16 protein-coding genes are annotated in these 21,922 nt (G+C 44.2%); 12 read left to right on the forward strand and 4 right to left on the reverse strand.

Annotation, left to right across the window (positions count from 1 at the left end; genetic code table 11):
* Positions 1 to 49: 49 nt before the first annotated feature.
* Entirely contained in the window at positions 50 to 700 is a 651-nt protein-coding gene (gene rpiA, locus WQ57_RS06210; RefSeq protein WP_046522961.1) for a ribose-5-phosphate isomerase RpiA, read from the reverse strand.
* A gap of 577 nt (positions 701 to 1,277) precedes the next feature.
* Between rpiA and WQ57_RS06215 the strand changes: the two genes are divergently transcribed.
* The gene (locus WQ57_RS06215) at positions 1,278 to 2,867 is read left to right on the forward strand and encodes a P-loop ATPase, Sll1717 family (protein WP_046522873.1); all 1,590 of its coding nucleotides are present in this window, start codon (positions 1,278 to 1,280) and stop codon (positions 2,865 to 2,867) included.
* 203 nt (positions 2,868 to 3,070) lie between these two features.
* Positions 3,071 to 4,876, forward strand: a complete 1,806-nt coding sequence (locus WQ57_RS06220; protein WP_241481490.1) for a LamG-like jellyroll fold domain-containing protein — start codon at positions 3,071 to 3,073, stop codon at positions 4,874 to 4,876.
* A gap of 103 nt (positions 4,877 to 4,979) precedes the next feature.
* Here WQ57_RS06220 and WQ57_RS06225 read toward each other — a convergent pair whose 3' ends face one another.
* The 3 genes from WQ57_RS06225 to WQ57_RS06235 form a co-directional block, all read right to left on the reverse strand.
* Entirely contained in the window at positions 4,980 to 5,300 is a 321-nt protein-coding gene (locus WQ57_RS06225; RefSeq protein WP_046522874.1) for a hypothetical protein, read from the reverse strand.
* 105 nt (positions 5,301 to 5,405) lie between these two features.
* The gene (locus WQ57_RS06230) at positions 5,406 to 6,836 is read right to left on the reverse strand and encodes a cytosine permease (RefSeq protein ID WP_046522875.1); all 1,431 of its coding nucleotides are present in this window, start codon (positions 6,834 to 6,836) and stop codon (positions 5,406 to 5,408) included.
* 116 nt (positions 6,837 to 6,952) lie between these two features.
* Positions 6,953 to 7,738 carry a creatininase gene (locus WQ57_RS06235; protein ID WP_052948655.1) on the reverse strand — a complete coding sequence of 262 codons (786 nt, stop codon included), beginning with the start codon at positions 7,736 to 7,738 and terminating at the stop codon, positions 6,953 to 6,955.
* 420 nt (positions 7,739 to 8,158) lie between these two features.
* Between WQ57_RS06235 and WQ57_RS06240 the strand changes: the two genes are divergently transcribed.
* From WQ57_RS06240 to WQ57_RS06295, 10 genes are all read left to right on the forward strand, one after another.
* Positions 8,159 to 8,932, forward strand: coding sequence for a TerC family protein (locus WQ57_RS06240; protein ID WP_046522876.1), 774 nt, complete (start codon positions 8,159 to 8,161; stop codon positions 8,930 to 8,932).
* A gap of 777 nt (positions 8,933 to 9,709) precedes the next feature.
* A complete protein-coding gene (locus tag WQ57_RS06250; RefSeq protein ID WP_052948656.1) occupies positions 9,710 to 10,732 on the forward strand; it encodes an STAS domain-containing protein in 1,023 nt (340 codons plus the stop codon).
* Between the two features lie 87 nt (positions 10,733 to 10,819).
* Positions 10,820 to 11,815 carry a LacI family DNA-binding transcriptional regulator gene (locus WQ57_RS06255; RefSeq protein ID WP_084820193.1) on the forward strand — a complete coding sequence of 332 codons (996 nt, stop codon included), beginning with the start codon at positions 10,820 to 10,822 and terminating at the stop codon, positions 11,813 to 11,815.
* Between the two features lie 172 nt (positions 11,816 to 11,987).
* Positions 11,988 to 13,439: a sucrose-specific PTS transporter subunit IIBC gene (locus WQ57_RS06260; RefSeq protein WP_046522879.1), complete on the forward strand. Its 1,452-nt coding sequence runs from the start codon at positions 11,988 to 11,990 to the stop codon at positions 13,437 to 13,439.
* 69 nt (positions 13,440 to 13,508) lie between these two features.
* On the forward strand, positions 13,509 to 14,984 hold the full coding sequence (locus WQ57_RS06265) for a glycoside hydrolase family 32 protein (protein ID WP_046522880.1): 1,476 nt from the start codon (positions 13,509 to 13,511) through the stop codon (positions 14,982 to 14,984).
* An 18-nt stretch (positions 14,985 to 15,002) separates the two neighbouring features.
* Positions 15,003 to 15,980 (forward strand): carbohydrate kinase family protein, encoded by a 978-nt coding sequence (locus WQ57_RS06270; RefSeq protein WP_046522881.1) that lies wholly within the window; start codon positions 15,003 to 15,005, stop codon positions 15,978 to 15,980.
* A 463-nt stretch (positions 15,981 to 16,443) separates the two neighbouring features.
* Complete coding sequence (locus tag WQ57_RS06280; protein ID WP_046522883.1) at positions 16,444 to 17,877, forward strand: alkaline phosphatase PhoX; 1,434 nt, start codon at positions 16,444 to 16,446, stop codon at positions 17,875 to 17,877.
* 139 nt (positions 17,878 to 18,016) lie between these two features.
* Positions 18,017 to 18,217 (forward strand): twin-arginine translocase TatA/TatE family subunit, encoded by a 201-nt coding sequence (locus tag WQ57_RS06285; RefSeq protein WP_046522884.1) that lies wholly within the window; start codon positions 18,017 to 18,019, stop codon positions 18,215 to 18,217.
* Between the two features lie 65 nt (positions 18,218 to 18,282).
* Entirely contained in the window at positions 18,283 to 19,008 is a 726-nt protein-coding gene (tatC, locus tag WQ57_RS06290) for a twin-arginine translocase subunit TatC (protein WP_046522885.1), read from the forward strand.
* A gap of 1,321 nt (positions 19,009 to 20,329) precedes the next feature.
* Positions 20,330 to 21,886, forward strand: a complete 1,557-nt coding sequence (locus tag WQ57_RS06295; protein ID WP_046522886.1) for a BCCT family transporter — start codon at positions 20,330 to 20,332, stop codon at positions 21,884 to 21,886.
* Positions 21,887 to 21,922: the final 36 nt, after the last annotated feature.

Below are 21,922 nucleotides of genomic sequence, written 5' to 3' on the forward strand. Positions count from 1 at the left end.
TTTTGTCTGTCCCATTGCAGCATTGAGGCAGGAGAACCGTCCCCATGTACTATTTTTCAATAACGCTTGCCGAATCAGAATGGCCGACAATCACAGCATCTGTCATCCCGATAAACAGCCCCGTCTCCACAACTCCCAGCATCATTTTAAGTTCATGATGAAGTTCCTGCGGGTTGGGAATGGATGTGAACTTGCAATCCAGTATGTAATTGCCATTATTCGTCACAAATACTTCGCCGTTCTCTTTCCTTAAAACGGGAACCACTCCGAGACTTCCGATCTTATTGGCAGTCAGTTCCCAGCCGAAAGGAACGACCTCTACGGGCAGGGGAAACTCCCCTAATTGCTTCACCCTTTTTGATTCATCGGCAATGATAATTAATCTTTCACTGTGTGCATTGACAACTTTCTCGCGAAGCAGGGCCCCGCCACCGCCTTTTATCAGATTAAAGTCAGGATCGATTTCATCCGCACCGTCCACCGCTAAGTCAAGACGCTGTACCTCTGAGAAATTGGTAAGGGGAATGCCGAACTGCCTCGCCCAGTTTTCGGTCTGGATGGAGGAAGGAATTCCTTTTATATTCAACCCCTGTTCCACCAGCCCGCCAAGCTTCTTCAAAAACCAATAAACCGTAGAGCCTGAGCCTAGCCCAATAACCATTCCATCCTTGACGAATTCCACTGCTTTTTCTCCAGCCATCCTCTTCTTTAAAGCTGCCGTATCCTCCACTAAATCACCCCACAGGTATTTTTGAACATTATAGCATGTGAGGCGTGGGGACGGTTCTCGTGATCTATTTGAGAATGGCTGGGCTGGTGAGGCAGCAGAACCTCCCCATGCTCTACCATGCTCTACATAGGAGGAGAAATTCCGGTTAAGGCATATAGCAGGGGTTTAAATAGCGGAAATAGGCGGATATTTTCCGATTAACTGCTTAATACCGGATTAAATCTAAGGATTTTATGAATATAAGCGGAAAGTCTCCCCTTAAATTCGGGGAAATGATGGTATTTCCCAGTTTAAGCGGAATTTCTCCGTTTATTTTTCAATAGCAGTGGTGAACAGTGCGCTGTCACTCCCCGATAAATCTTTTTTTCACGGTTTGTTCTACAGAGGGATAAAGAAAGTCTCGATGGGCCAGTTGATTTTCTCTGTCTTTTTATCTAAATTCTTCTGAACTGAAAGTAGTAAATTTTAACAATAAAAAGTGTTATAATAGAGAGCGTCGAAAATCTCAACTTACATAATGACAAACAGATAAATCGGGGGAAGGATAGTGGAAATTAAACTGCAGCTTGCGGATCTTTATTTAGGCAATATTGATGCGAAACATGAGCTATTAAGCAATTCAGAAGACGAACGCGCTCGGTTCAGGGATTCATTTTTTATGCCGGAGAACATTATCTTAAGTGATTACTTAAAAGGCCAGAAATATTTTGTTACAGGTCTGAAGGGTACGGGAAAGACGGCACTATTAAGGTTTATAGCGATTAAAGCGGAAAATGAACTAAATGCTGAAACATCCTTCATTCTATTCAAAAGTGAAATCAAGGAGCAGGACAGGAAGGATTTTTCAAAGGCTGCCAGCACGGTTGTCACCAACAACAATTCCAATTCTGTTGACGGCCTTGATAATATGGACTATGAAGATGTTTGGAGATGGTTTTTACACCGTCATATCGTTGAGATTATAGAAAATCGAAACATTCAAGTGTTTGAGGATGATCGGCAATGGAGACGGTATGCTGCCTGTGTAAAGGCCCCCAACCTTGGAGATGAGGAGTCAGGCATTAAGAAATTATTCCCGAAATTAAAGAGAGGGAATGTTGAGGTGAATGCCGGACTGGATGGTGTATCCGGTACCCTGGGCCTGGAATTTGATTGGGAGGATAGCGGCCAGACGAAGGTCAAGTTTAACAGCATTGTCAAACAGGCAGATACTTTGTTTGAACGACTTACACCGGCTAATGGGCAGTTGTTCGTTTTCCTGGATGAACTGGAATTAACATTAGGTGTTTCGAAGCAATACGCCAGGGATAAAAGATTAATCCGAGACTTGATCATCGCCATCCATAGTTTCAACATTATTTGCAGGCGGAAAAATTTTAACGTTAAGTTTATCAGTGCCATTAGATCAGAAGTGCTGACAGCGGTGGAGTCTACAGGAAAAGAGATTAATAAAATCATCTCCGATTTTGGAACTCCGGTGATCTGGCATCAATCTGGCGGAAACTTGTCTAATCATCCCATTTTGCAAATCATCATAAAGAGGATAGCGGCCTCGGAAAAGTTTTACAAAATGAACGTGGAAGATTCAAACGAAGCCATTTGGAATCGATATTTTCCGGATTATATACAGCGGGAGTCAGCCCCGACCTATATCCTTCATTTAACCTGGTATAGGCCTCGTGATGTTATTAGATTGCTCAATCTGGCAAAAACACAGCACCCGTCTTCTACGAAGTTCTCCCACCAAGTGTTTGATGACATTGGGAAAAGTTATTCTACTGAAAGCTGGACAGAGCTATCTGAAGAGCTAAGGGCCATATACAATGAAGAAGAAATAGCTGGCATTAAGAGGATTTTTTATGGGATAAAAAACCCCTTTTATTTCAATGATTTTAAGCAGCATGTTGAAAACATCAGGGAAATGTATTCCAATGTGGAGACCTTGATTGAAAAGCATAAACTTGGTGAGATTCTGTCAAATGTGTATCGTGTAGGATTGATCGGAAACACTGGAGAGAAAGTTCGCTTTGCTCACAGAGGAGATGACGAAATCCTATTGGAAAAGCAAATGATGGTGCACCGGGCTTTATGGGCATCATTATCGGTTGAGCATAATAGCAAGCGAAGGAGAAGGTAGGCAGTACCCATACTCTAAAAAAAGACTGTATGATTCTTTTAGTTTATAGAATCTTACAGTCTTTTTATTATGATCATTAGGAAAAATGGGCCAAAAGAACCGAAAACGGCGATTTACAGAATGTTAACCTATTTCCTGGTGAGATTTAATGAATGATTGCTATCTTTCTAACGTGTACTAATTTCAATGAGGAGGAAGCAGAAGTGGGAATAAAAAATACCATAATAAGTTTATCTTTGGTCTGCATGATGGTTCCTGGCTTTGCCGCATCCGCAGAGGCTAAGGGTTCTGCAGATCAGAAGGTAAATGACCGTATTGTGGCAGATTGGAAATTTTCAAAGGAGTATGTGAAAAGCGGGTCGCTCCAGGTTGGGAATCTGGTCATTGAAGACGCCAGCCAGAATGGCAATGATTTGGAGTTGGTGACCGTGGGAGATCCTTCGTCCGAAGAATTGGAAACGATTATGAAATGGTCGGAAGAGGATTATGATAATCTGGCAGATGTTGCTAGTATTCAATTCGACAATTATAAAAACGCCCCTGCCGGAAGATATTTTAAAACAGCCGAAGATGCACCGATAAATACCGAGACATTTGACAATGGGTTCACGGTTGAAGCTATTTTTAAAATGCCAGATCACTTTAATAGCCGTTTACATAGCTGGATGGGGATTTTAACAAGACAAGGGCAGGCTGCGGACCTTAATAAAGTGGAAGGCGAGAAAGAGATTCTATCTACTTTATCGGTATCGAGTGATCGGGAAATTCAATGGACAAGCCATCCATCCAATCTAAATTATAATGTAACGAACTGGTCCCGTTCTTTACATGCCGGTGAATGGTATCATCTGGCGGTTGTGAATGACGGGGAAACGACGACTTTAACGGTGAATGGCGTGAGTGATTACGGGGAATCGGAGGAAGTCATCGGGATGGCAGCCATAGAAGGGAAAGGCTGGAACATCGGTGCTTCTGAATGGGGCAATGAATTGGACGCCTTATTTGCCGGCAACCTTCAACAAATCCGAATTGCTGATGAGGCTTTATCTAAAAAAGAATGGCTTGTTCCGGATGCTCGCGATAACCAAGCGATTGAAGGAAACAACGATAAAATTCCATTTTTAACAGATAAAGATAATTACAATTTTCTGTTTGTCCCGGATACACAAAAATACTCCAACCATAATCCGGAAATCCTTAACAGCCAATTGAACTGGATTGCGAAAAACACGAAGAAGAATAATATCGTGATGAACGCATTTGTTGGAGACATTGTTGATAGCAATTCAGAGGTGCAATGGAATCGTTCTCTTGAAGCCATTTCCTATTTGGATAAAAAGGAAATTCCTTATATCATGGCGGCAGGAAATCATGATTATGCAAGTGGGGATCCTTTCCTAACCCATTATGGACCAGAACGATTTGCAGATAAAGAATATTATCTGGGTTCTTCTCCATCGGGATATGGATCCTTTTCCGTGGTGGAGGCAGGCAGCTACGAATACTTATTCCTAATCGTTGATATGAAAAACCTTCAAATGGACTTGGAATGGTCAAAAAATGTGCTAGATCAGCATAAAGACAAACCAACCATTATCGTTTCGCATGATATCATTTATCCTTTAGTTGAAAATAATCAAACTGTTGCTGCCCAGTCCGCTAATGGCCAGTTGATTTGGGATGAACTCGTCAATAAACACAATCAAGTGTTTATGACGGTGAATGGGCATTACTTTGGGATTACGCATCAAGTCCAGCAAAATGCGGCCGGAAACGATGTCATTCAAATGCTGGTCAATTACCAGAATGTTTATCGCGGGGGAAATGGCTGGCTAAGACTTGTGGAATTTGACGAAGAGAAAGAAAAACTGTTTTTCCGTACCTACTCACCTTTTGTAGAGGAAATGAAAAAGAAAGATGCTACCTATGTTGATTTTAAAAATTTAACCGATTCATCTAATCACTTCGAAATGGATTTCGATTTTGAAAAGAGATTTACCTTGAATTAACAAAAAGATGCCAGCAGTTTAAATAAAACTGCTGGCACCTTTTGGGTCCGATTTGTGCTGGAGAAGGGTCCACTGTCACTCCCCGATCAGGTGAGTGACCAGTTTAGGATCTATGCTGCGAAAATTTCATCTGCGCCCAAGCATCCAGCGCTTTAATATGTTTTTTTCCAATCGTAAAACCATAAAGAATGAGTAATAGAATGATCAGTGTGAATAAATCTACCTTTTTGGTGAAGATAAAATTGATCATGCCCATTAGTACTTGGGGAATGAATCCTGTGATTGCAAGTAAAACTGTGGCAACCTTGAACCAGAAGGCTGATTTTAAGCCATATCTCGCATATAGAAGGAAAAAGATTGAAGCCCATGCCAGTATCTCAAGGATAATTAAGATGATCCATTTATTTTCTACTAAAACATCCAATGTTCCTCAACTCCCTCTTGCCGCCTAAACCGGAAGACAGGACTATCAAGGGTCCTGCATAGAGTTCTCTTCCTTTAACCAAGATAAAACCGCTATTACATAAAGTTAAACAGGCACTTTAAGATTGTCATCCACTGTAAAATCTGTAAGATCCTCGGCTGTTTCGGCAGCCATAACCGGGAATTTTTTCGCAAATATATTGCCTGCCATCATATAAAGCAGCGATGTAGAAGCTAAGGAAACAAAGTAATTATAATCCAGGAACAATAAACCAAGCACGATGCCTATTACATAACAGGATAAGGCTACAGGATTGATTCCGTGCCAATAGGAGTATTTCCCTTTGCTGTTAAATAGATCTCCAAGACTGTATTTCCGTTTCCTGAAGTAGTAATAATCTACGGCTATAATTGCCAGCGCAGGCCCCCCGGCAGCTCCGAATACAGCTAGGAACACATCTAAAATCGGCCCGAATTTCCACGGCTGTAAAGCAAACGCCAGCACACCCACTATGACTGTAGCCGTTTTGAAATTGATCTTTTTAGGGGCAAGCGCGCAAATGACATACACGGAAGGGAACAGGTTTGCGGCCGTATTGGTTGATAATTGTGCGACGAAGACAAACAACGCTAGTATGGCGACGATTACTTGATTTCCACCGGCTACCAGATCAGTAAGATAAGGAAGCACCTCTGCACCAGTCATGCCAGGCACCAAAACAACGGCAACAATGCCAATCATGGTGAAAAACATAAAAGCAGGCGCAGACAAAATACAGTACGAAAGCAAATGTGATCTTGCTGCCTTTTTCATGTTCCCGCCTTTAACTTTACAGTCTTTGGTAAAATCATTAAATCCCATAGCAACAGCCGCATAGCCGCCTAAACAGACACCAAAACCATAAAGCCAGCTTTTGCTTGTTCCCGATGTCCGGCCCTGGTCCCAAATATCAAACATGGATACATTATGTGTTTTCATCAATACATAAAACATAATAAAACCAATAATGATCATCAGCGGTGCCGCAAAAGTCGTAAATCGTTCAATTCCTTTGGCACCGGTTATGGTTACTAAAATAAGCAGTGCTGCATTAATAATGATGGCAACAAACATGTTGTTGAATCCAAACACAGAGGTCATAAACATGTTTACTGCGGTTGCCCCTATAAAACCGTTTAATCCCACAAAAATAATGGCGGGCATTGCCCGGACCAGCCCAACAATCTTGCCTCCAAGCGGTCCAGCCACCGCTGTGATCGTTGTGGCGAAGGAAACACCATATTTCAGTCCAATCTCCTGTGTGACGAAGCAAGCTAAACACACGAGCAGTTGACCAATCAGATTAATCCAGACAAGTTCTCCAATTGTATAGTACTGTACCAAAGGGGTCATAACTAAAAAGCTAGTCACCTGCACCGCGATTCCGAACCAAATCACACCGATCCCAAATGAACCGATCTTTCTATTGGAAAACTCTACTGGAGCCAATGATTCGCTATATAAATCATGTTCCGGTTTTGGCTGAAAATTGATCATGAATTTCCCTCCCCAACATGTGATCGAAAAACATCAAAAGTTCCCTCCGGCGTATAAGACCTTCATGTCAGGCTAGCGTGGTTCACCGACATCAAGGTCTCAAGGACACCATTCGCCTAGTTCTCCTTTTCCCACCGTGTAAATTCCATATTTACAGACTCTATTAGATTCTGACTGATCTCTTTCCATACCATTTCGCCCTTTTCCTTAGTTGCTAAGGATGCCTTCCAAAGGATGCCGCTCTCGGTCGAAATTCTTGTAGGAATAGGGAGCATGTCGTAAAATGGATAATATTCCGCTTGATCATCCTTTGCTTTTGAAAAATCGACTAGTTCTGGTGCTACATACATCATCACAGATGTTTCAAAAATCGAAGCATGCTCAATCCCCCAGCCGGGAAAGTGTCCTTCAAACACATAGTCCATTGTTTCAGGCTTTAATTCGCTAAAGGGAGATTCAATGATAAGCAACTTTAAATCGGGATAATCTTTTTTTCTATCATCGAAAACATTGTAGGCGGCATCATAAATAAAATTGGAATTCTCGAAATGCCAGTTAAAAAGGACTATTTTTCTAAAACCCGTTCTGATAAATTCTTTGACAACATCCATAATGATGGCGGTCAAAGTGGATCCGCTTAAGGAAGTTGTGCCTGGGAAGGTCTGTCCGCCACCCGTACAGGGACGCGAACGGAATCCATAGGAGACAGTAGGGGCCACAATCATGTTTGTTTCCTTTGCTACGTCAAGCGCCATTCTCCCGGCTAGAAGTGCATCTGTACATAAAGGCATATGCGGGCCGTGCTGTTCCGTAGCGCCAATTGGCAGGATTACTCCGCATCCAGCATTTACGGCATCTCTGACCTCCATCCAGGTCATTTCAGGCATTAATCTTTTACGCAATGCAAACACTCCTTTTCTACTAGTGATTTACTCAGTGAATACTGTGCTTTCGGCACGAACGGGCTAGAATGGAACGAAGCAGCAAACTTGCGTCCATTTCCTCATGCCAATGTACGGTTCCTAATAATTGAAAATTCAGAAATCTTTTGACGTGACTTTTGGGACTTACCATCAAATTATGCTAAAGAACGATGAACTATGTTTGGGTAATTATTAAATGAGGCATGGGGACGGTTCTCGTGATCTATTTTAGAATGGCTGGGCAAGTGAGGCAGCAGAACCGTTCCCATGCTCTACTGAAATGGAACTTAATAAATAATTTTTAATCATTTCTTAGGATTACCTGTTGCTTAATAGGGAAATCTTTCATTAGCAAAACTTTTCTCATGAATTTTTGTTATGGATAGGAGTGAAGAACAGATGGAGTCAATATGGCTTGAATATGCTTGGGCATTGTTAATTCTTATTGGATTGGAAGGGTTGTTATCGGCTGACAATGCCCTTGTGCTGGCAGTAATAGCCAAGCATTTACCCGAAGATCAGAAAAGAAAAGCGATAACTTACGGAATCATTATGGCCTTTGCTTTCAGATTTGCTGCGCTTTTTGCTATTTCTTTTATTGCGGACGTCTGGCAAATCCAGGCGATAGGAGCGGCCTATCTTCTTTACCTAGGGTTAAAGCATGTCATCCAGGCAAAGTTTGGTAAAGAAAATAAGAATATCCATAAGGACGATGAAAAGGAAGCTGCTGGTAAAGGTTTTTGGCCCACAGTAGGGAAAATTGCCTTAGCCGATCTCGCTTTTGCCATTGATTCAATTCTTGCTGCAGTTGCTCTTGCCCTTGGTCTTCCGGATTCCCCGCTGGACGATTTCGGTGGTATGGATGGAGGGCAGTTTATTGTTGTTCTTCTTGGAGGTATTGCTGGCCTTGTCTTGATTAAGTTTGCAGCAACCTGGTTTGTGCAACTTCTTAAAAAACGTCCAGCATTGGAAACAACAGCTTATGCCATTGTTGCCTGGGTCGGTGTCAAACTGGCTGTCATTACTCTTGCCCATGAGGATATTGGTGTCTTGGACCACGATTTTCCTCACAGTACCGGTTGGACTCTGACTTTCTATGGGATATTAGTCGGTATTGCCTTACTCGGCTGGTTTGCACCTGGCAATAAGTCATTGCAAAGAAATATGTCCTAAAAGGAAAAGGTCACAAGGCAAGAACAATACCAAGCCTGTACCGTACATTAAAATACGGTACAGGCTTCATTGCGTTGAACAATCCCCCAATGCCCCCCAGAACTAAGAAAAGAAATCGAAGCAAAAGGTTCCTTTTTACCTGTGCGGGTGATCCCTGAAATGTTTAGGAACATTAAACTTCACGGATGAATCAATCTATATTAATCATTGTTGGATACTCGCGAATTCATAAGCGGAGAATTTCCGGTTAAAGCAAAAAGCAGGGGCCTAAGAAGGCGAAATAGACGGATATTTTCCGACTAACTGCTTTTTTTAGGACTAAATCTAGAGATTTAATGAATATAAGCGGAAAACCTCCCCTTAAATCGCAGGAAATACTGGTATTTCCCAATTTAAGCGGAATTTGTCCGTTTATTTTTCATAAGCGCAGTAAGATCAATGTTTCAATTAACGAAGTGATGATGAAAGAAATTTGGATGTTGGGCATAGGGCTGATGACCGTCAACGCATGGTGAATCGCAAATAGAACCCGAAAAAACGGTAAACAGAACTCGGAAACCGGCAAATAGAACGCGAAAAACGGCAAATAGAATAAGAAATTCGGACAATAAAAAGGGGTCCTGCTGAACAAGTATGCAGCGGCCACTATCTCTGCCGATAGGTGTATTCAAAAATGCATTCCTTTCGACTTTTGAACAATCAGTAGTAGAGTGTATACTATAGTAAGTTTCCTTGGAAGCCAGGGAACCCATGCCTTCTGTAAAGGAGAGAAAAAAAGTGTCTGATTCAGATGTGAAGGTTAAAGTAAACAGCAATGAATTTGTATGGAAACCGAAAGAAGGACTTTTTACCTTTGATGGTGCACCGGCGCTTTTATTTTGGGACGCGGCCATTGAACTGTTTTTAAAGACGATTGAAGAAGTCTCGGGGCGCGAGGTTTCGAAGGCCGTTTATGAAGCTACAGGTTATCGTATGGGGCACTTGGTCAGTTCCTATTATCAGGGACGCAAGGACATCGAGCAGCTCCTTGTCGAATATGGAGATATCTATAGAAATGCTGGATGGGGCAATGTTAAAGTTAAGGAGTTTTCTTTTGAAGAGAAAAAAGCAGTTGTACTTTTGACCAACAGCTGGGAACACCGAATTTTCAAAGGCACCGATAAGGACCAGGCAGGGGTTCTGCTTCCTGGCCACTGGGCAGGGGTTTTTAGCGGCCTTTTTGAGCAAAATGTCTGGTATAAGATCCATAAAAGCCAATTAAACGGCCATGAATATGATGAGATTGAAATTTTCCCTTCCGATATGACGCCAGCTCAAAATATCCATGACCTCGCCAGACAAAAGGAAAGAGAAAACATTTTGGAATTAGAGCAAAAAGTCAATGAGCGGACAGCAGAACTAACTTCCTTGGTAAGGGAGCTTTCTTCCCCCATTATTCCAGTTCTAAAAGATATTCTCGTCACACCGCTCATCGGTAACTTTAATCAGGAAAGGCTCACCGATTTAATGGAAAGAGCTCTCATCGAACTCTCCAGGAAAAAAGCCCGTTTTCTTCTCATCGATATGACAGGAGTCAAAGGGGTGGATGAGTATACAATTTCTGGTATCCATAAACTGATTAAGGCTGTTCAATTAATTGGGGGAGAAAGCTATATTGTTGGTGTCTCCGAAGAGCTAGCCGTCAGAATCATTGAATCAAAAGTCAGCATGGAGGGGATCCTTTCCTTCTCCACTCTTCAGCAAGGCGTGGAATATGCTTTAGAACAAAATGGATACGAACTTGTAGAGAAAAGAAAGTGAAGCAAAGGGACGGTTCTCCTGCTTCATTCTGCTTCTTTTAGCAATATGAAGCAGGAGAACCGTCCCCATGAAATGGGGTTGGGGAAAATGAGTACAATTTTGGATATTGCCAGGCTTGCGGGTGTGGCGAAGAGTACGGTTTCGCGCTATTTGAACGGCGGGTCTGTCGGAGAAGCGACGAAGAAGAAAATTGAACAGGCAATCAGTGAGACCGGTTATACGCCGAACCCATTTGCCCAGAGCCTGAAGGCCAAGAAAACGAATATCATTGGCACGATTGTCCCACGGCTTGATTCGTATGCCTCTTCGCAAACATTGATAGGGCTTGACGAACAGCTGAAGCAAATGAATTACCAGATGCTGATTTCCAACACGAGCCAAAGCCTGGAACGGGAAATTGAAAGCATTTATAGTCTCGCCAATCAAAAGATGGCCGGGATTATTTTGCTTGCGACCGAGATCACGGACCAGCATATCGAGGCGTTTGAAAATGTCAAGGTTCCTGTCCTGTTAATTGGGCAAGAGCACCCGGACTTCCACAGCCTCATTCATGATGATTTTCACGCCGGATATGAGATGGGGCGGTATGTGCTTGGAAAAGGCTATCGAAAAATTGCCTATCTGGGCGTCACCGAACGGGATATTTCGGTAGGAGTCAAGCGGAAGCAGGGCTTTAAAAAGGCCATTCAAGAGGTCGAGGATTGCGAAGTGCGATTTTATGAAACGCTGTTCAAGATTCCGGCTGCGCAAGCCAGTGCACGGGAAATTCTTCAGGAATTCAAGCCTTCCATTTTTGTTTGTGCGACCGATAATATCGCCATGGGGGTCCTTAAGGCCTCATATTCAGAAGGGATGACTGTTCCAAAAGATATGGGAGTTACAGGTTTTGGAGGCTATGACGTTACTGAAATCATTCATCCGGGGTTAACGACCGCCAAATTTTTTTATAAAGAGGCGGGGGAAAAGGCTGCCAGGCAGATTGTCGAGCTGCTCCATGAACGACCTGTTGAAAAAGTTACCATCTCTCATTTTGAAATTATTGAGCGAGAAAGCGTTGACAATCTCTTTCAGCGCAGACTATAATAAGGACATCAACGAAACCGGTTCCAATTGTTGCTTGCCATGTAGTGAAATCGGTTTCTCCTTTAACTCATTATTTTTTTTGTAAAAAATGGAACCGGTTCCGAAACGCGGGCCTTTATTTTTACTTTAGATTGGAACCGGTTCCCAAAACAATAAAAAGCGAGGGATTAAAATGGATCATAAACAAATCGCACAGGAAATTCTTGACGCCATTGGAGGCCAGGAAAATGTCTCGGCAGCTGCTCACTGTGCTACACGGCTTCGTCTTGTATTGAATGATGAATCCAATGTTGACCAGACAGCGCTGGATAACATGGATGTCGTGAAAGGGACCTTTTCAACTGGAGGACAATTTCAGATTATTTTAGGCTCCGGAACAGTCAACGTTGTGTATAAGCACTTGGCGGAGCTGACTGGCCAAAGTGAAATGTCCACAAGCGATGTAAAGGACGCGGCAACGAAGAAACTGAATCCAATTCAGCAATTTGTCAAAACGCTGTCTGACATCTTTGTTCCAATCATCCCCGCAATCGTAGCTGGCGGCTTGCTGATGGGAATCAACAATATTCTCACAGCCCCGGACCTGTTCATTGAGGGAAAATCCTTGGTGGATGCAAATCCTGAAATGGCCGATCTTGCGGCACTGATTAATACATTTGCAAACGCAGCCTTTGTCTTTTTACCTATTTTAATAGGTTTCTCAGCCACAAAGCGGTTTGGCGGGAATCCTTTCCTTGGCGCCACGCTTGGAATGCTGATGGTTCACCCGGACCTGCTGAACGGCTACGGATACGGGGCGGCGCTGCTGAATAATGAAGTGCCGGTGTGGAATATATTGGGTATGGAAATTGAAAAGGTTGGCTACCAGGGATCCGTCCTTCCTGTTCTTGCCGCATCTTATATTCTGGCAAAGATTGAAACTGCTTTAAGAAAAGTCGTTCCTTCTGCCCTGGATAACCTTTTAACGCCGCTATTCTCCATCTTTATTACAGGTGTATTAACGTTCACATTCGTAGGTCCGCTGACACGTTCCGCTGGGAATCTGTTAACAGATGGAATTGTCTGGATGTACGACACAACCGGTGTGATTGGCGGTATCATCTTCGGACTGCTTTATGCACCAATTGTTATTACAGGGATGCACCATAGCTTTATCGCGGTTGAAACACAATTGCTTGCCGACCTTGTGAAGACGGGCGGATCATTTATCTTCGTCATCGCGGCAATGTCCAACATCGCACAGGGAGCAGCAACCCTTGCTGTCTTAAAAACAACGAAAAACGCGAAAATCAAAGGAACGGCTTCGGCAGCCGGAATTTCCGCCTTGCTCGGAATTACCGAACCAGCGATGTTTGGGATTAACCTGAAACTGCGCTATCCATTTATTGGAGCCATTGTTGGTTCGGCGGTCGGCTCAGGCTTTGCGACATTGTTCAAGGTAAAAGCCACTGCACTTGGAGCAGCCGGGCTTCCAGGAATCATCTCGATTCGCCCGGATGTCATTGTTTCCTACATCATCGGCATGGCCATCGCGTTCGCCGTCGCCTTTGCCGTGACGATTGTTTTAGCAAAAAGAGACGAAAAAAAAACCATCAAGCAGTCTGACAAAGCAGCAGCGGCTTAAATTCTTGCCTTATAAAAAATGAAAAGGAGAATCCTGTGATTCTCCTTTCTGTATTAGGAGTGGAACAGCATGGAATGGACAAAAGAGCAGCGGTACAGAAGCATGGATGACGTGACAGAGGAAGAGCTTAAAGGGTTGGCCAAACTGGTTAATGATTGTCCGTGGCGGCAGTCTTTTCATATTCAGCCGCCGACAGGGCTGCTGAACGACCCGAATGGCTTTAGTTATTACAACGGGGAATACCATCTGTTCTATCAATGGTTTCCGCTTGGGCCGGTTCATGGACTGAAGCATTGGTACCATACGAAATCAAAGGACCTTGTTCATTGGGATAATGTCGGGATGGCCATCAAGCCGTCGAATGACTATGATAGCCATGGGGCCTATTCCGGCAGCAGCATTGAACATGAAGGCAAGCTTTACCTGATGTACACAGGGAATACGCGTGATGACAACTGGATCCGCCATCCTTATCAATGTCTCGCGGAGATGAGTCAGGATGGAAGCGTGGTGAAAATGGATGCTCCGGCCATTGGTGATGTTCCAGCTGGCTATACAGACCATTTTCGCGATCCAAAGGTTTGGAAAGAAGCTGACCAATTTTACGCGGTGATTGGCGCCCAGCGTGAAAATGAGACAGGGGCTGTGGTTTTGTATCGGTCAGGTGATTTGAAAGATTGGCAGTTTGCTGGTGAAGTGAAGACCGGGCTTGGTGAAAGCTTTGGTTATATGTGGGAGTGCCCGGATTATTTCGAGCTGGAAGGACAAGGTGTATTCCTGTTCTCCCCGCAAGGCTTGGAAGCAAAGGGAGATTCCTTTCAGAATATTTATCAGAGTGGTTATGTGATTGGAAGTCCGCTAGATTTGGAGAAAGTGGAGCTTAAGCACGGCCCTTTTCAGGAACTGGACCGCGGGTTTGATTTTTACGCGCCGCAAACGACGGTAGATCCTCATGGACGGCGGATTCTGGTCGGCTGGATGGGACTGCCGGAAATCGACTATCCTACCGATAAAAATGGCTGGGCCCATTGTTTGACCTTGCCGCGTGAGCTGTCGGTTAAAGAAGGGAAGCTGCTGCAGCAGCCGGTTGCCGAGCTGGAGTCTTTGCGAGGAGATAAGGCAGAAGCAAACCAGAGAGTCGAGAATGAGAGTATTGGCTTAGATGGGTTTGAGGGAGAAGTGTATGAGCTTCTCGCTGAATTTTCCGGAAGTATAGCGGAGGAATTTGGACTGGAACTTCGCGTGGGAGAAAATGAAAAAACTCTGATTAAATACGATGCTGTCTCGAAGAAGGTTGTATTCGACCGTACTCATTCAGGGGCAACATTCGCTGAGGAGTTTGGCACAGTCCGGAAATGTGCGCTGGACGCTGATACGATTTCGTTCCGGGTTTTTGTGGATGTCTCATCACTTGAAGTATTTGTCAACAATGGCGAAGAAGTCTTTACCGGAAGGATTTTCCCTGGTAAAAATAGTACTGGGATACGTGTATTTGCCCATGGCGGCGGAACAAATGTCAAGGCCGTTAAATGGAATCTCAGATAATCTTTAAGAGGTGACACAATGGGAAAGCTTTTTTCAATAGGTGAAGTGTTGATTGATTTTATTCCTCTTCAAAAGGGAGTGGCCTTGAAGGATGTGGTCTCTTTTGAGCGGGCGCCAGGAGGGGCACCGGCCAATGTGGCGGCAGCTGTTGCCAAATACGGGCAGAAATCGGCGATGATTTCGAAGCTGGGGAAAGATGCGTTTGGCGACTTTCTGGTCGAAAAGCTTGTTGAAGCTGGAGTGGAGACGGATAAAGTGTACCGGACAGACGAAGCGAATACCGCTTTGGCCTTTGTCTCGTTAAAAGAAAACGGGGAACGTGATTTCTCGTTTTACCGTAATCCTTCCGCCGATTTGCTGTTAAGCGAGAGGGAAGTTGATCCGGCGTGGTTCCAAGCGGGAGACATCCTCCATTTTTGCTCGGTCGATCTTGTTGAGAGCCCGATGAAGCAGGCGCACAGGAAAGCCATCGAAGCAGTAACGGCAGCGGGTGGACTGGTTTCATTTGACCCGAACGTAAGGCTGCCGCTTTGGAAAGAGGCGGAAGACTGCCGCCGTGCAATTCTCGAATTCTTGCCGTCTGCTGACATAGTCAAAGTTTCAGACGAAGAGCTTGAGTTTATAACCGGAATCAAAGGTGAGGCAGAGGCGATCCAATCGTTGTTCACTGGAAACGTAAAGGCAGTTGTGTATACAAAAGGAGCTGCTGGTGCGGATTTGTTCTTAAAAGAAGAAAAGTTTGTATCACGCGGATACTCCGTTGAAGCGGTCGACACAACCGGAGCCGGCGACGCCTTCATCGGCGGATTCTTGTACCAGCTGCTTGAACTCGGAGCCAATCCGGCCAATGTTGAAAAAGTTCTGCGAGCCAACCATGGCCGCATCCTCCAATTCGCCAACGCGAGCGGAGCGCTGACGACAACTGGAAAGGGCGCTATCTCCGCTCTGCCGGCCAAAGCGGAAGTGGAAGCTGTCATAGGCAGACAAGCTGATTGAAGATGAATGTAAAAGAAGGGGCTGCCCAAAAAGTCAGTGAAAGCTGAGTTTTTGGGCAGCCCTGTTTTATTAATTGTTGATTCCTTGTAAAGGCAAGGGATACATAAGCGGAGAAATTCCGGTTAAGGCAATTTGCAGGGGTCTAAAAGACCGAAATAAGCGGATATTTTCCGATTATCTGCTTTTTTTAGGACGAAAAGTAGGGATTTGATGAAGATAAGCGGAAAAACTCCCCTTAAATCGCGGGAAACGTTGGTATTTCCCAGTGTAATCGGAATTTCTCCGTTTATTTTCATAAGCGCAGTAACGAATGGAAGACTTGCAACCCAAAACTGAAGCAGCAGAACCGTCCCCATGCTTTAACAATTCTAAACTGAATCTTAATGAAATTCAGGTTATTCCTTAATATTTTCCCTTTAATCTAGTACTGGATTTAGAAATACATAGATGGGAGAGATGAGGAATGACTGGTCAAAAGAAGGATAATGGCTTGAACAGAAGGGATTTCTTGAAAGCGGGGGGAATGGGTGCGCTTGCTCTTACTCTTGGTTCGACTGGGGTAATGGGTCTTGGTTCGAAGGCGCTTGCGGATGCTCCTGATAATCCAACGAGCGGATTTGGCGGGTATGGCCCTCTGGTTCCGGATCCAAATGGTATCCTTGATCTTCCAAAAGGCTTCCATTACAAGATCATTTCCAAAGAAGGCGACCTTATGACCAACGGAAGCAAAATCCCTGGAGCATTTGATGGGATGGCCGCTTTTGAAGGTCCAGACAATACAACCGTTCTTGTGCGTAACCATGAATTAGGAGCAGGCCCGGCATTTGGAAGCAGTCCTTATGATGCAGCTGCCCAAGGTGGAACAACTGCCCTGGTTGTAGGGGCAAATCGTGAAGTGCTGAAAGAATATGTCACCTCTTCAGGTACCATCCGCAATTGCGCTGGTGGAGCAACACCTTGGGGTACATGGCTGACTTGTGAAGAAACACGTTCCGAAACACACGGATATGTGTTCGAAGTGGATCCACAGCAGCCGGAAAACGAATTGTCCAGGACTCCAATCAAGGAAATGGGGCGTTTCTCCCATGAGGCTTGTGCCATTGACCCGGCGACAGGATATGTCTACCTGACTGAAGATGCGAGCCCAAGCTATTTTTACCGTTTCATTCCAAATGATACAAGCCAACAGCCAGGTTCGCTGCAAAAAGGCGGCAAGCTTTATGCTGCGGCAATTGAGGCTGTAACGGATCCATCGGCAAGCACGTTTAAAACAGGACAAACCTTCAAGATTGTCTGGAAGGAACTGGATCCACATCTTTGCCGCGAGGATGCTGCTGCGCAAAACTGCATCCAGTTCTCAAGGCTTGAGGGAGCCTTCTTCCAGGAAGGTGTTTTCTGGTTCGATGACACTTCTGCAGGTGATAAAAAGCTTGGACGCATTTACCGTTATATTCCGCACACAAATACGCTGGAGCTTTTCTATGAAGGAAATGATGCACGCGAAATGGAGTATCCGGATAACATCTGCTGTACTCCTTGGGGCGACCTTTGGTATGCGGAAGATGGTGCAGGCCAGGACCGCTTGATGGGAATTACGCCGGAAGGCAAGGTGTATCCTTTTGCCGCCAACCGTTTGAGCAATTCCGAATTGGCAGGCCCGACCTTCTCGCCAGATGGAAACACTCTTTTTATCAATATTCAAAGCCCAGGCAAAACTTTTGCGATCTGGGGACCATTCCAGCGCCGAAACACTGCGCGCGCAAGGGAAATGTCCTTCGCTGCTCCTGCGAATCTTGCACCGAACGTTTCGAAAGAAATGGCTAAGGCTGCGGAGGCGCAAGGCATGTCCGTTCTTGAAGCAGCAGCATTTGAGCGCCACGGAATTAAAATGAGTTAATTGTTTTAAAGAATAGCTTAAAAAAAGATGTAAGCTGAAAGCTTTGCATGGTTTACATCTTTTTTTCCATTCCAGATAATTGCCGCAGGTGAAATTCATACAGTGAAAAACAGCGTTCTACACAATGGAGGTTATGTACATGTTGCAGAATATAGGGATACCTGGATTAATTCTTGTCCTTGTCATTGCATTGATTATCTTTGGCCCATCCAAGCTGCCTGAAATTGGCCGTGCATTTGGATCGACTATAAAAGAGTTTAAAAAATCGACACGCGATTTGATGTCGGATGATGAGCCAACTAAAGACAAAGACGAGGCCCACCTAAAGCAGGTTAAATAAATAAGTGATTTTAGAAGATGTAGGTGAATTCCATGCTTTCATCTTCTTTTTTTAGAGGTGATAGAATGAGTGAACAAGAGATGAATCTTGTGGACCATTTAAGTGAATTGCGCAAACGGCTGATCATCATCGCTGGAAGCTTTATGCTTTTAGTCATTATGGCTTTTATCTATGTAAAGGATATTTATCAATGGTTAGTCCAGGATTTATCGATAAAGCTGGCCGTTCTCGGCCCAAGTGATATTTTATGGGTTTATTTCATGCTTGCCGCTGTGATCGCATTGGCAGGGACGATCCCAATTGCTGCCTATCAGATTTGGCTGTTCGTACGGCCCGCTTTATCGGAAAAAGAGAAAAAGGTAACATTGGCTTATATCCCGGCACTATTTTTGCTTTTTATCGTGGGTATTTGTTTTGGTTATTTCGTCATTTTCCCGTTAGTGTTTCAATTTTTGCTATCGCTGTCAGAAGACATGTTCATGGAGTTTTTCACGACGGAGAAGTACTTCCAATTTTTAATTCATATGATCCTGCCTTTTGGCTTCCTATTCGAACTTCCTGTCATTATCATGTTTTTAACAAGCCTGGGTGTGTTAAATCCTTACCGATTGCAAAAGATCAGGAAGTATTCTTATTTTGTGCTGATCGTGACAGCCGTGCTGATTACGCCGCCAGACTTGCTATCAGACATCTTAGTTGTGATTCCACTACTGTTATTGTATGAGTGCAGTGTTTTCTTATCTAAAATCGTTTACCGCCGGAAACAGAAAGCAGAGGTATTGGTGGCGTAAATGCAAACTTTGGAATGCACTATTATGTCAAACCCGTTGGCCAATTAAAAGATGGATGCAGGTCGCCAGGTGTGATACCTACAAAAAGCAAGTGCCGGTAAAAGGCCCTTGCTTTTTTTGCTAAGTTCCATTAGCTCTAAGACTATTTGTTACGGGGGCGCTAGTTCATTTTAAAAAACCTTGGTCGAAAAGTGATTCCTGATTCTCCAGTGAGGCAGGAGAACCGTCCCTTTGCTCTAGGCAATAGGCGGAGAAATTCCGGTTAATGCATATAGGAGGGGCTTAAGAAGCTGAAATAAGGGGATTTATTCCGGTTAACTGCTCAAAATAGGACTAAATTCCGCGATTAGATGAAGATAAGCGGAAAAATTACCCTTATATTGCGGGAAATGGTGGTATTTCCTAAAATAAGCGGAATTTGTCCGCCTATCTCTCTAACTCCGATTTAATGACGGCCACTCCTATACAGTTGGAATCCCAAAGTGGAACGCATATGCGTATCATTTTTAAAATTCACGTCGAAAAATGGAATCCCGCTAAAACAGCGTAATTATGTCCTACTAATCAAACGTTTGATTAAAGTTGCCTTGGTAGATCAACCTTAAAGAAGGGTGCGATTGAAGTTAATTTTTGAAACGAGGATTCCTGGGTTATTCCGCGCCCTAGGCAGAGCATGGCCTGCTGTCGAATTGCTGGGAGTATTGTCAAGCACGAGGACCGTTCTCGTGCTTTTTTGCTTGTAGGTCAAGAAAGTAAGGACGGTCTGTGAGGTCCTAAACTCAAAGTCTTTTTCCATCCCAAATATAGCAAACGGGTGAAAAGTGAGGCAGCAGAACCGTCCCCTGCCTCACGCAAAATGGAGACAACAGAACCAATGTCATGCACCAACCAAAAGCAACAACCTAATTGTTAAAAGTAAATTGGCGGTATTGGGAGGATGTTGGAGTTATTTTATGAATAGGTCTGGGAGAATCGTGCTCAGGGGTGAAGGTTCGGTTTCAGGCCGAAATATGCCGTTTTTTCGCATGTGCATTGATTTAGGTTGTTTTGTTATACTACTTACATTCCCCGAAAACACCTGTAATGGACCCAAACAAATCCTTTCAACGTTTTCAATATCCAATATAAAAAAAGTTTATTTCAATTAGGTTATGTAGAATGTCTTGTTTAAGAGTAAATGAATGAACGCAATTTTTTAGGGTTACGTTTCATCTTACTTCATACAAAAAATACTTTAATGATGTGGTTTTGCATTTCATATGTTCACCACTCGAAGTAAAACCCTCTGCGAATCTATCAAAGATGGGAGTTATAATTTAATATGAAAAATGCTACGACAGTTTTTTATGTATCATTAGCCATTGTAGCTGGTCTTGTTTTAATGGGGATTGCGATGCCCGCAACCTTGGAACAGGTTACTAGCAGTGCTCAAGGTGTGATTACGGATACTTTTGGGTGGTACTACCTTCTGCTTGTTACGTTATTGGTGGGTGTGTGCTTCTATTTATTAGCTAGTCCAGTTGGCCGGATTAAGCTCGGGAAACCGGAGGATAAGCCTGAGTTTTCACGTCCAACTTGGCTTGCAATGCTTTTTAGTGCGGGTATTGGCGTTGGGCTGTTGTTTTATGGAACAGCTGAACCGATCAGCCATTACATGATTAGTTCTCCTACAGGCACGGAGGGGACGGACCAGGGGATTAAGGATGCGATGAGATTCACGTTCTTCCATTACGGAATCCATGCATGGGCCATCTATGGTTCGATTGCGCTGGCTCTGGCTTATTTCACTTTTAGAAAAGGGGAAAAGAGCCTGATTAGCCGGACACTGCGGCCGCTGATCGGAAAACATGCGGATGGAGCGGTAGGGAAGGCGATCGACGTCACGGCGGTCGTTGCGACGGTTTTGGGGGTCGCTACCTCGCTGGGCTTTGGCGTCATGCAAATCAACGGTGGAATGTCCTATCTTTTTGATATTCCAAGTTCCATGACAAACCAAACAATCATTATGGTCGTTGTGACCGTCTTATTCATGATTTCGGCTTTAACAGGCTTGAGTAAAGGGATTAAGATTCTCAGCAACTTGAATATGGGGCTTACGGCTGTCCTCTTCGTGATTGTCCTGGTATTGGGGCCGACTCTTTTTATCCTTAACTTGTTTACCGATACTTTGGGTGCTTATGTGCAGAACTTCATGAACATGAGCTTGCGGATTTCGCCCATGAATGAAGAGGGTCGCAGCTGGATCAATGGCTGGACGATCTTTTATTGGGCATGGTGGATTGCCTGGTCTCCATTTGTCGGTGTGTTTATTGCGAGAGTTTCAAAGGGACGGACGATTCGTGAGTTCGTTGTCTATGTCCTGATGATTCCGTCCCTAATCGGATTCCTCTGGTTTACCACCTTTGGAGGTACAGCCATTTTCACGGAAGCTACAGGGCTGCTTTCAGTTTCTTCATTAGCGACCGAGGAATCTCTGTTCGGCGTGCTGCAAGGCTTCCCAGGCAGCATGGCTCTTTCCTTGCTAGCCGTGGTGATCATAATTACGTTCCTTGTCACATCCGCTGACTCCGGCACCTTTGTTCTGGGAATGATGACAACGAATGGATCGCTAAACCCAAGTGTACCGATTAAAGTGACTTGGGGAGTCCTTCTATCAACAAGCGCGCTTGCCCTTATTTATTCCGGAGGCCTGCAAGCCCTGCAAAACACCATGATCATTGCCGCTCTGCCATTCTCAGCTGTCATGGTGTTAATGGTCACAAGCTTGGTAAAAGCATTGAACCAAGAAGCAAAAGAGCTCGGACTTGGCCAGATTCCAGTGAAACAACCTAGAACCGTAGAGAAACGAAGGAAAGAGGTCGTTTCGGAAGCAGGTTGATACAAGGGGTTCTCTTGGTCCACTGATGCAAGAGGA

Source organism: Mesobacillus campisalis (genome assembly GCF_000986785.1).
GTDB lineage: Bacteria > Bacillota > Bacilli > Bacillales > Cytobacillaceae > Mesobacillus_B > Mesobacillus_B campisalis.

Bases quoted from the DNA above. Each gene is read 5' to 3' on its own strand.
- tatC (WP_046522885.1), top strand. From the start codon at position 18,283: ATGAGTGAACAAGAGATGAATCTTGTGGACCATTTAAGTGAATTGCGC.
- WQ57_RS06270 (WP_046522881.1), top strand. From the start codon at position 15,003: ATGGGAAAGCTTTTTTCAATAGGTGAAGTGTTGATTGATTTTATTCCT.
- rpiA (WP_046522961.1), bottom strand. From the start codon at position 700: ATGGCTGGAGAAAAAGCAGTGGAATTCGTCAAGGATGGAATGGTTATT.
- WQ57_RS06240 (WP_046522876.1), top strand. From the start codon at position 8,159: ATGGAGTCAATATGGCTTGAATATGCTTGGGCATTGTTAATTCTTATT.
- WQ57_RS06285 (WP_046522884.1), top strand. From the start codon at position 18,017: ATGTTGCAGAATATAGGGATACCTGGATTAATTCTTGTCCTTGTCATT.
- WQ57_RS06265 (WP_046522880.1), top strand. From the start codon at position 13,509: ATGGAATGGACAAAAGAGCAGCGGTACAGAAGCATGGATGACGTGACA.
- WQ57_RS06280 (WP_046522883.1), top strand. From the start codon at position 16,444: ATGACTGGTCAAAAGAAGGATAATGGCTTGAACAGAAGGGATTTCTTG.
- WQ57_RS06260 (WP_046522879.1), top strand. From the start codon at position 11,988: ATGGATCATAAACAAATCGCACAGGAAATTCTTGACGCCATTGGAGGC.
- WQ57_RS06230 (WP_046522875.1), bottom strand. From the start codon at position 6,836: ATGATCAATTTTCAGCCAAAACCGGAACATGATTTATATAGCGAATCA.
- WQ57_RS06255 (WP_084820193.1), top strand. From the start codon at position 10,820: ATGAGTACAATTTTGGATATTGCCAGGCTTGCGGGTGTGGCGAAGAGT.
- WQ57_RS06295 (WP_046522886.1), top strand. From the start codon at position 20,330: ATGAAAAATGCTACGACAGTTTTTTATGTATCATTAGCCATTGTAGCT.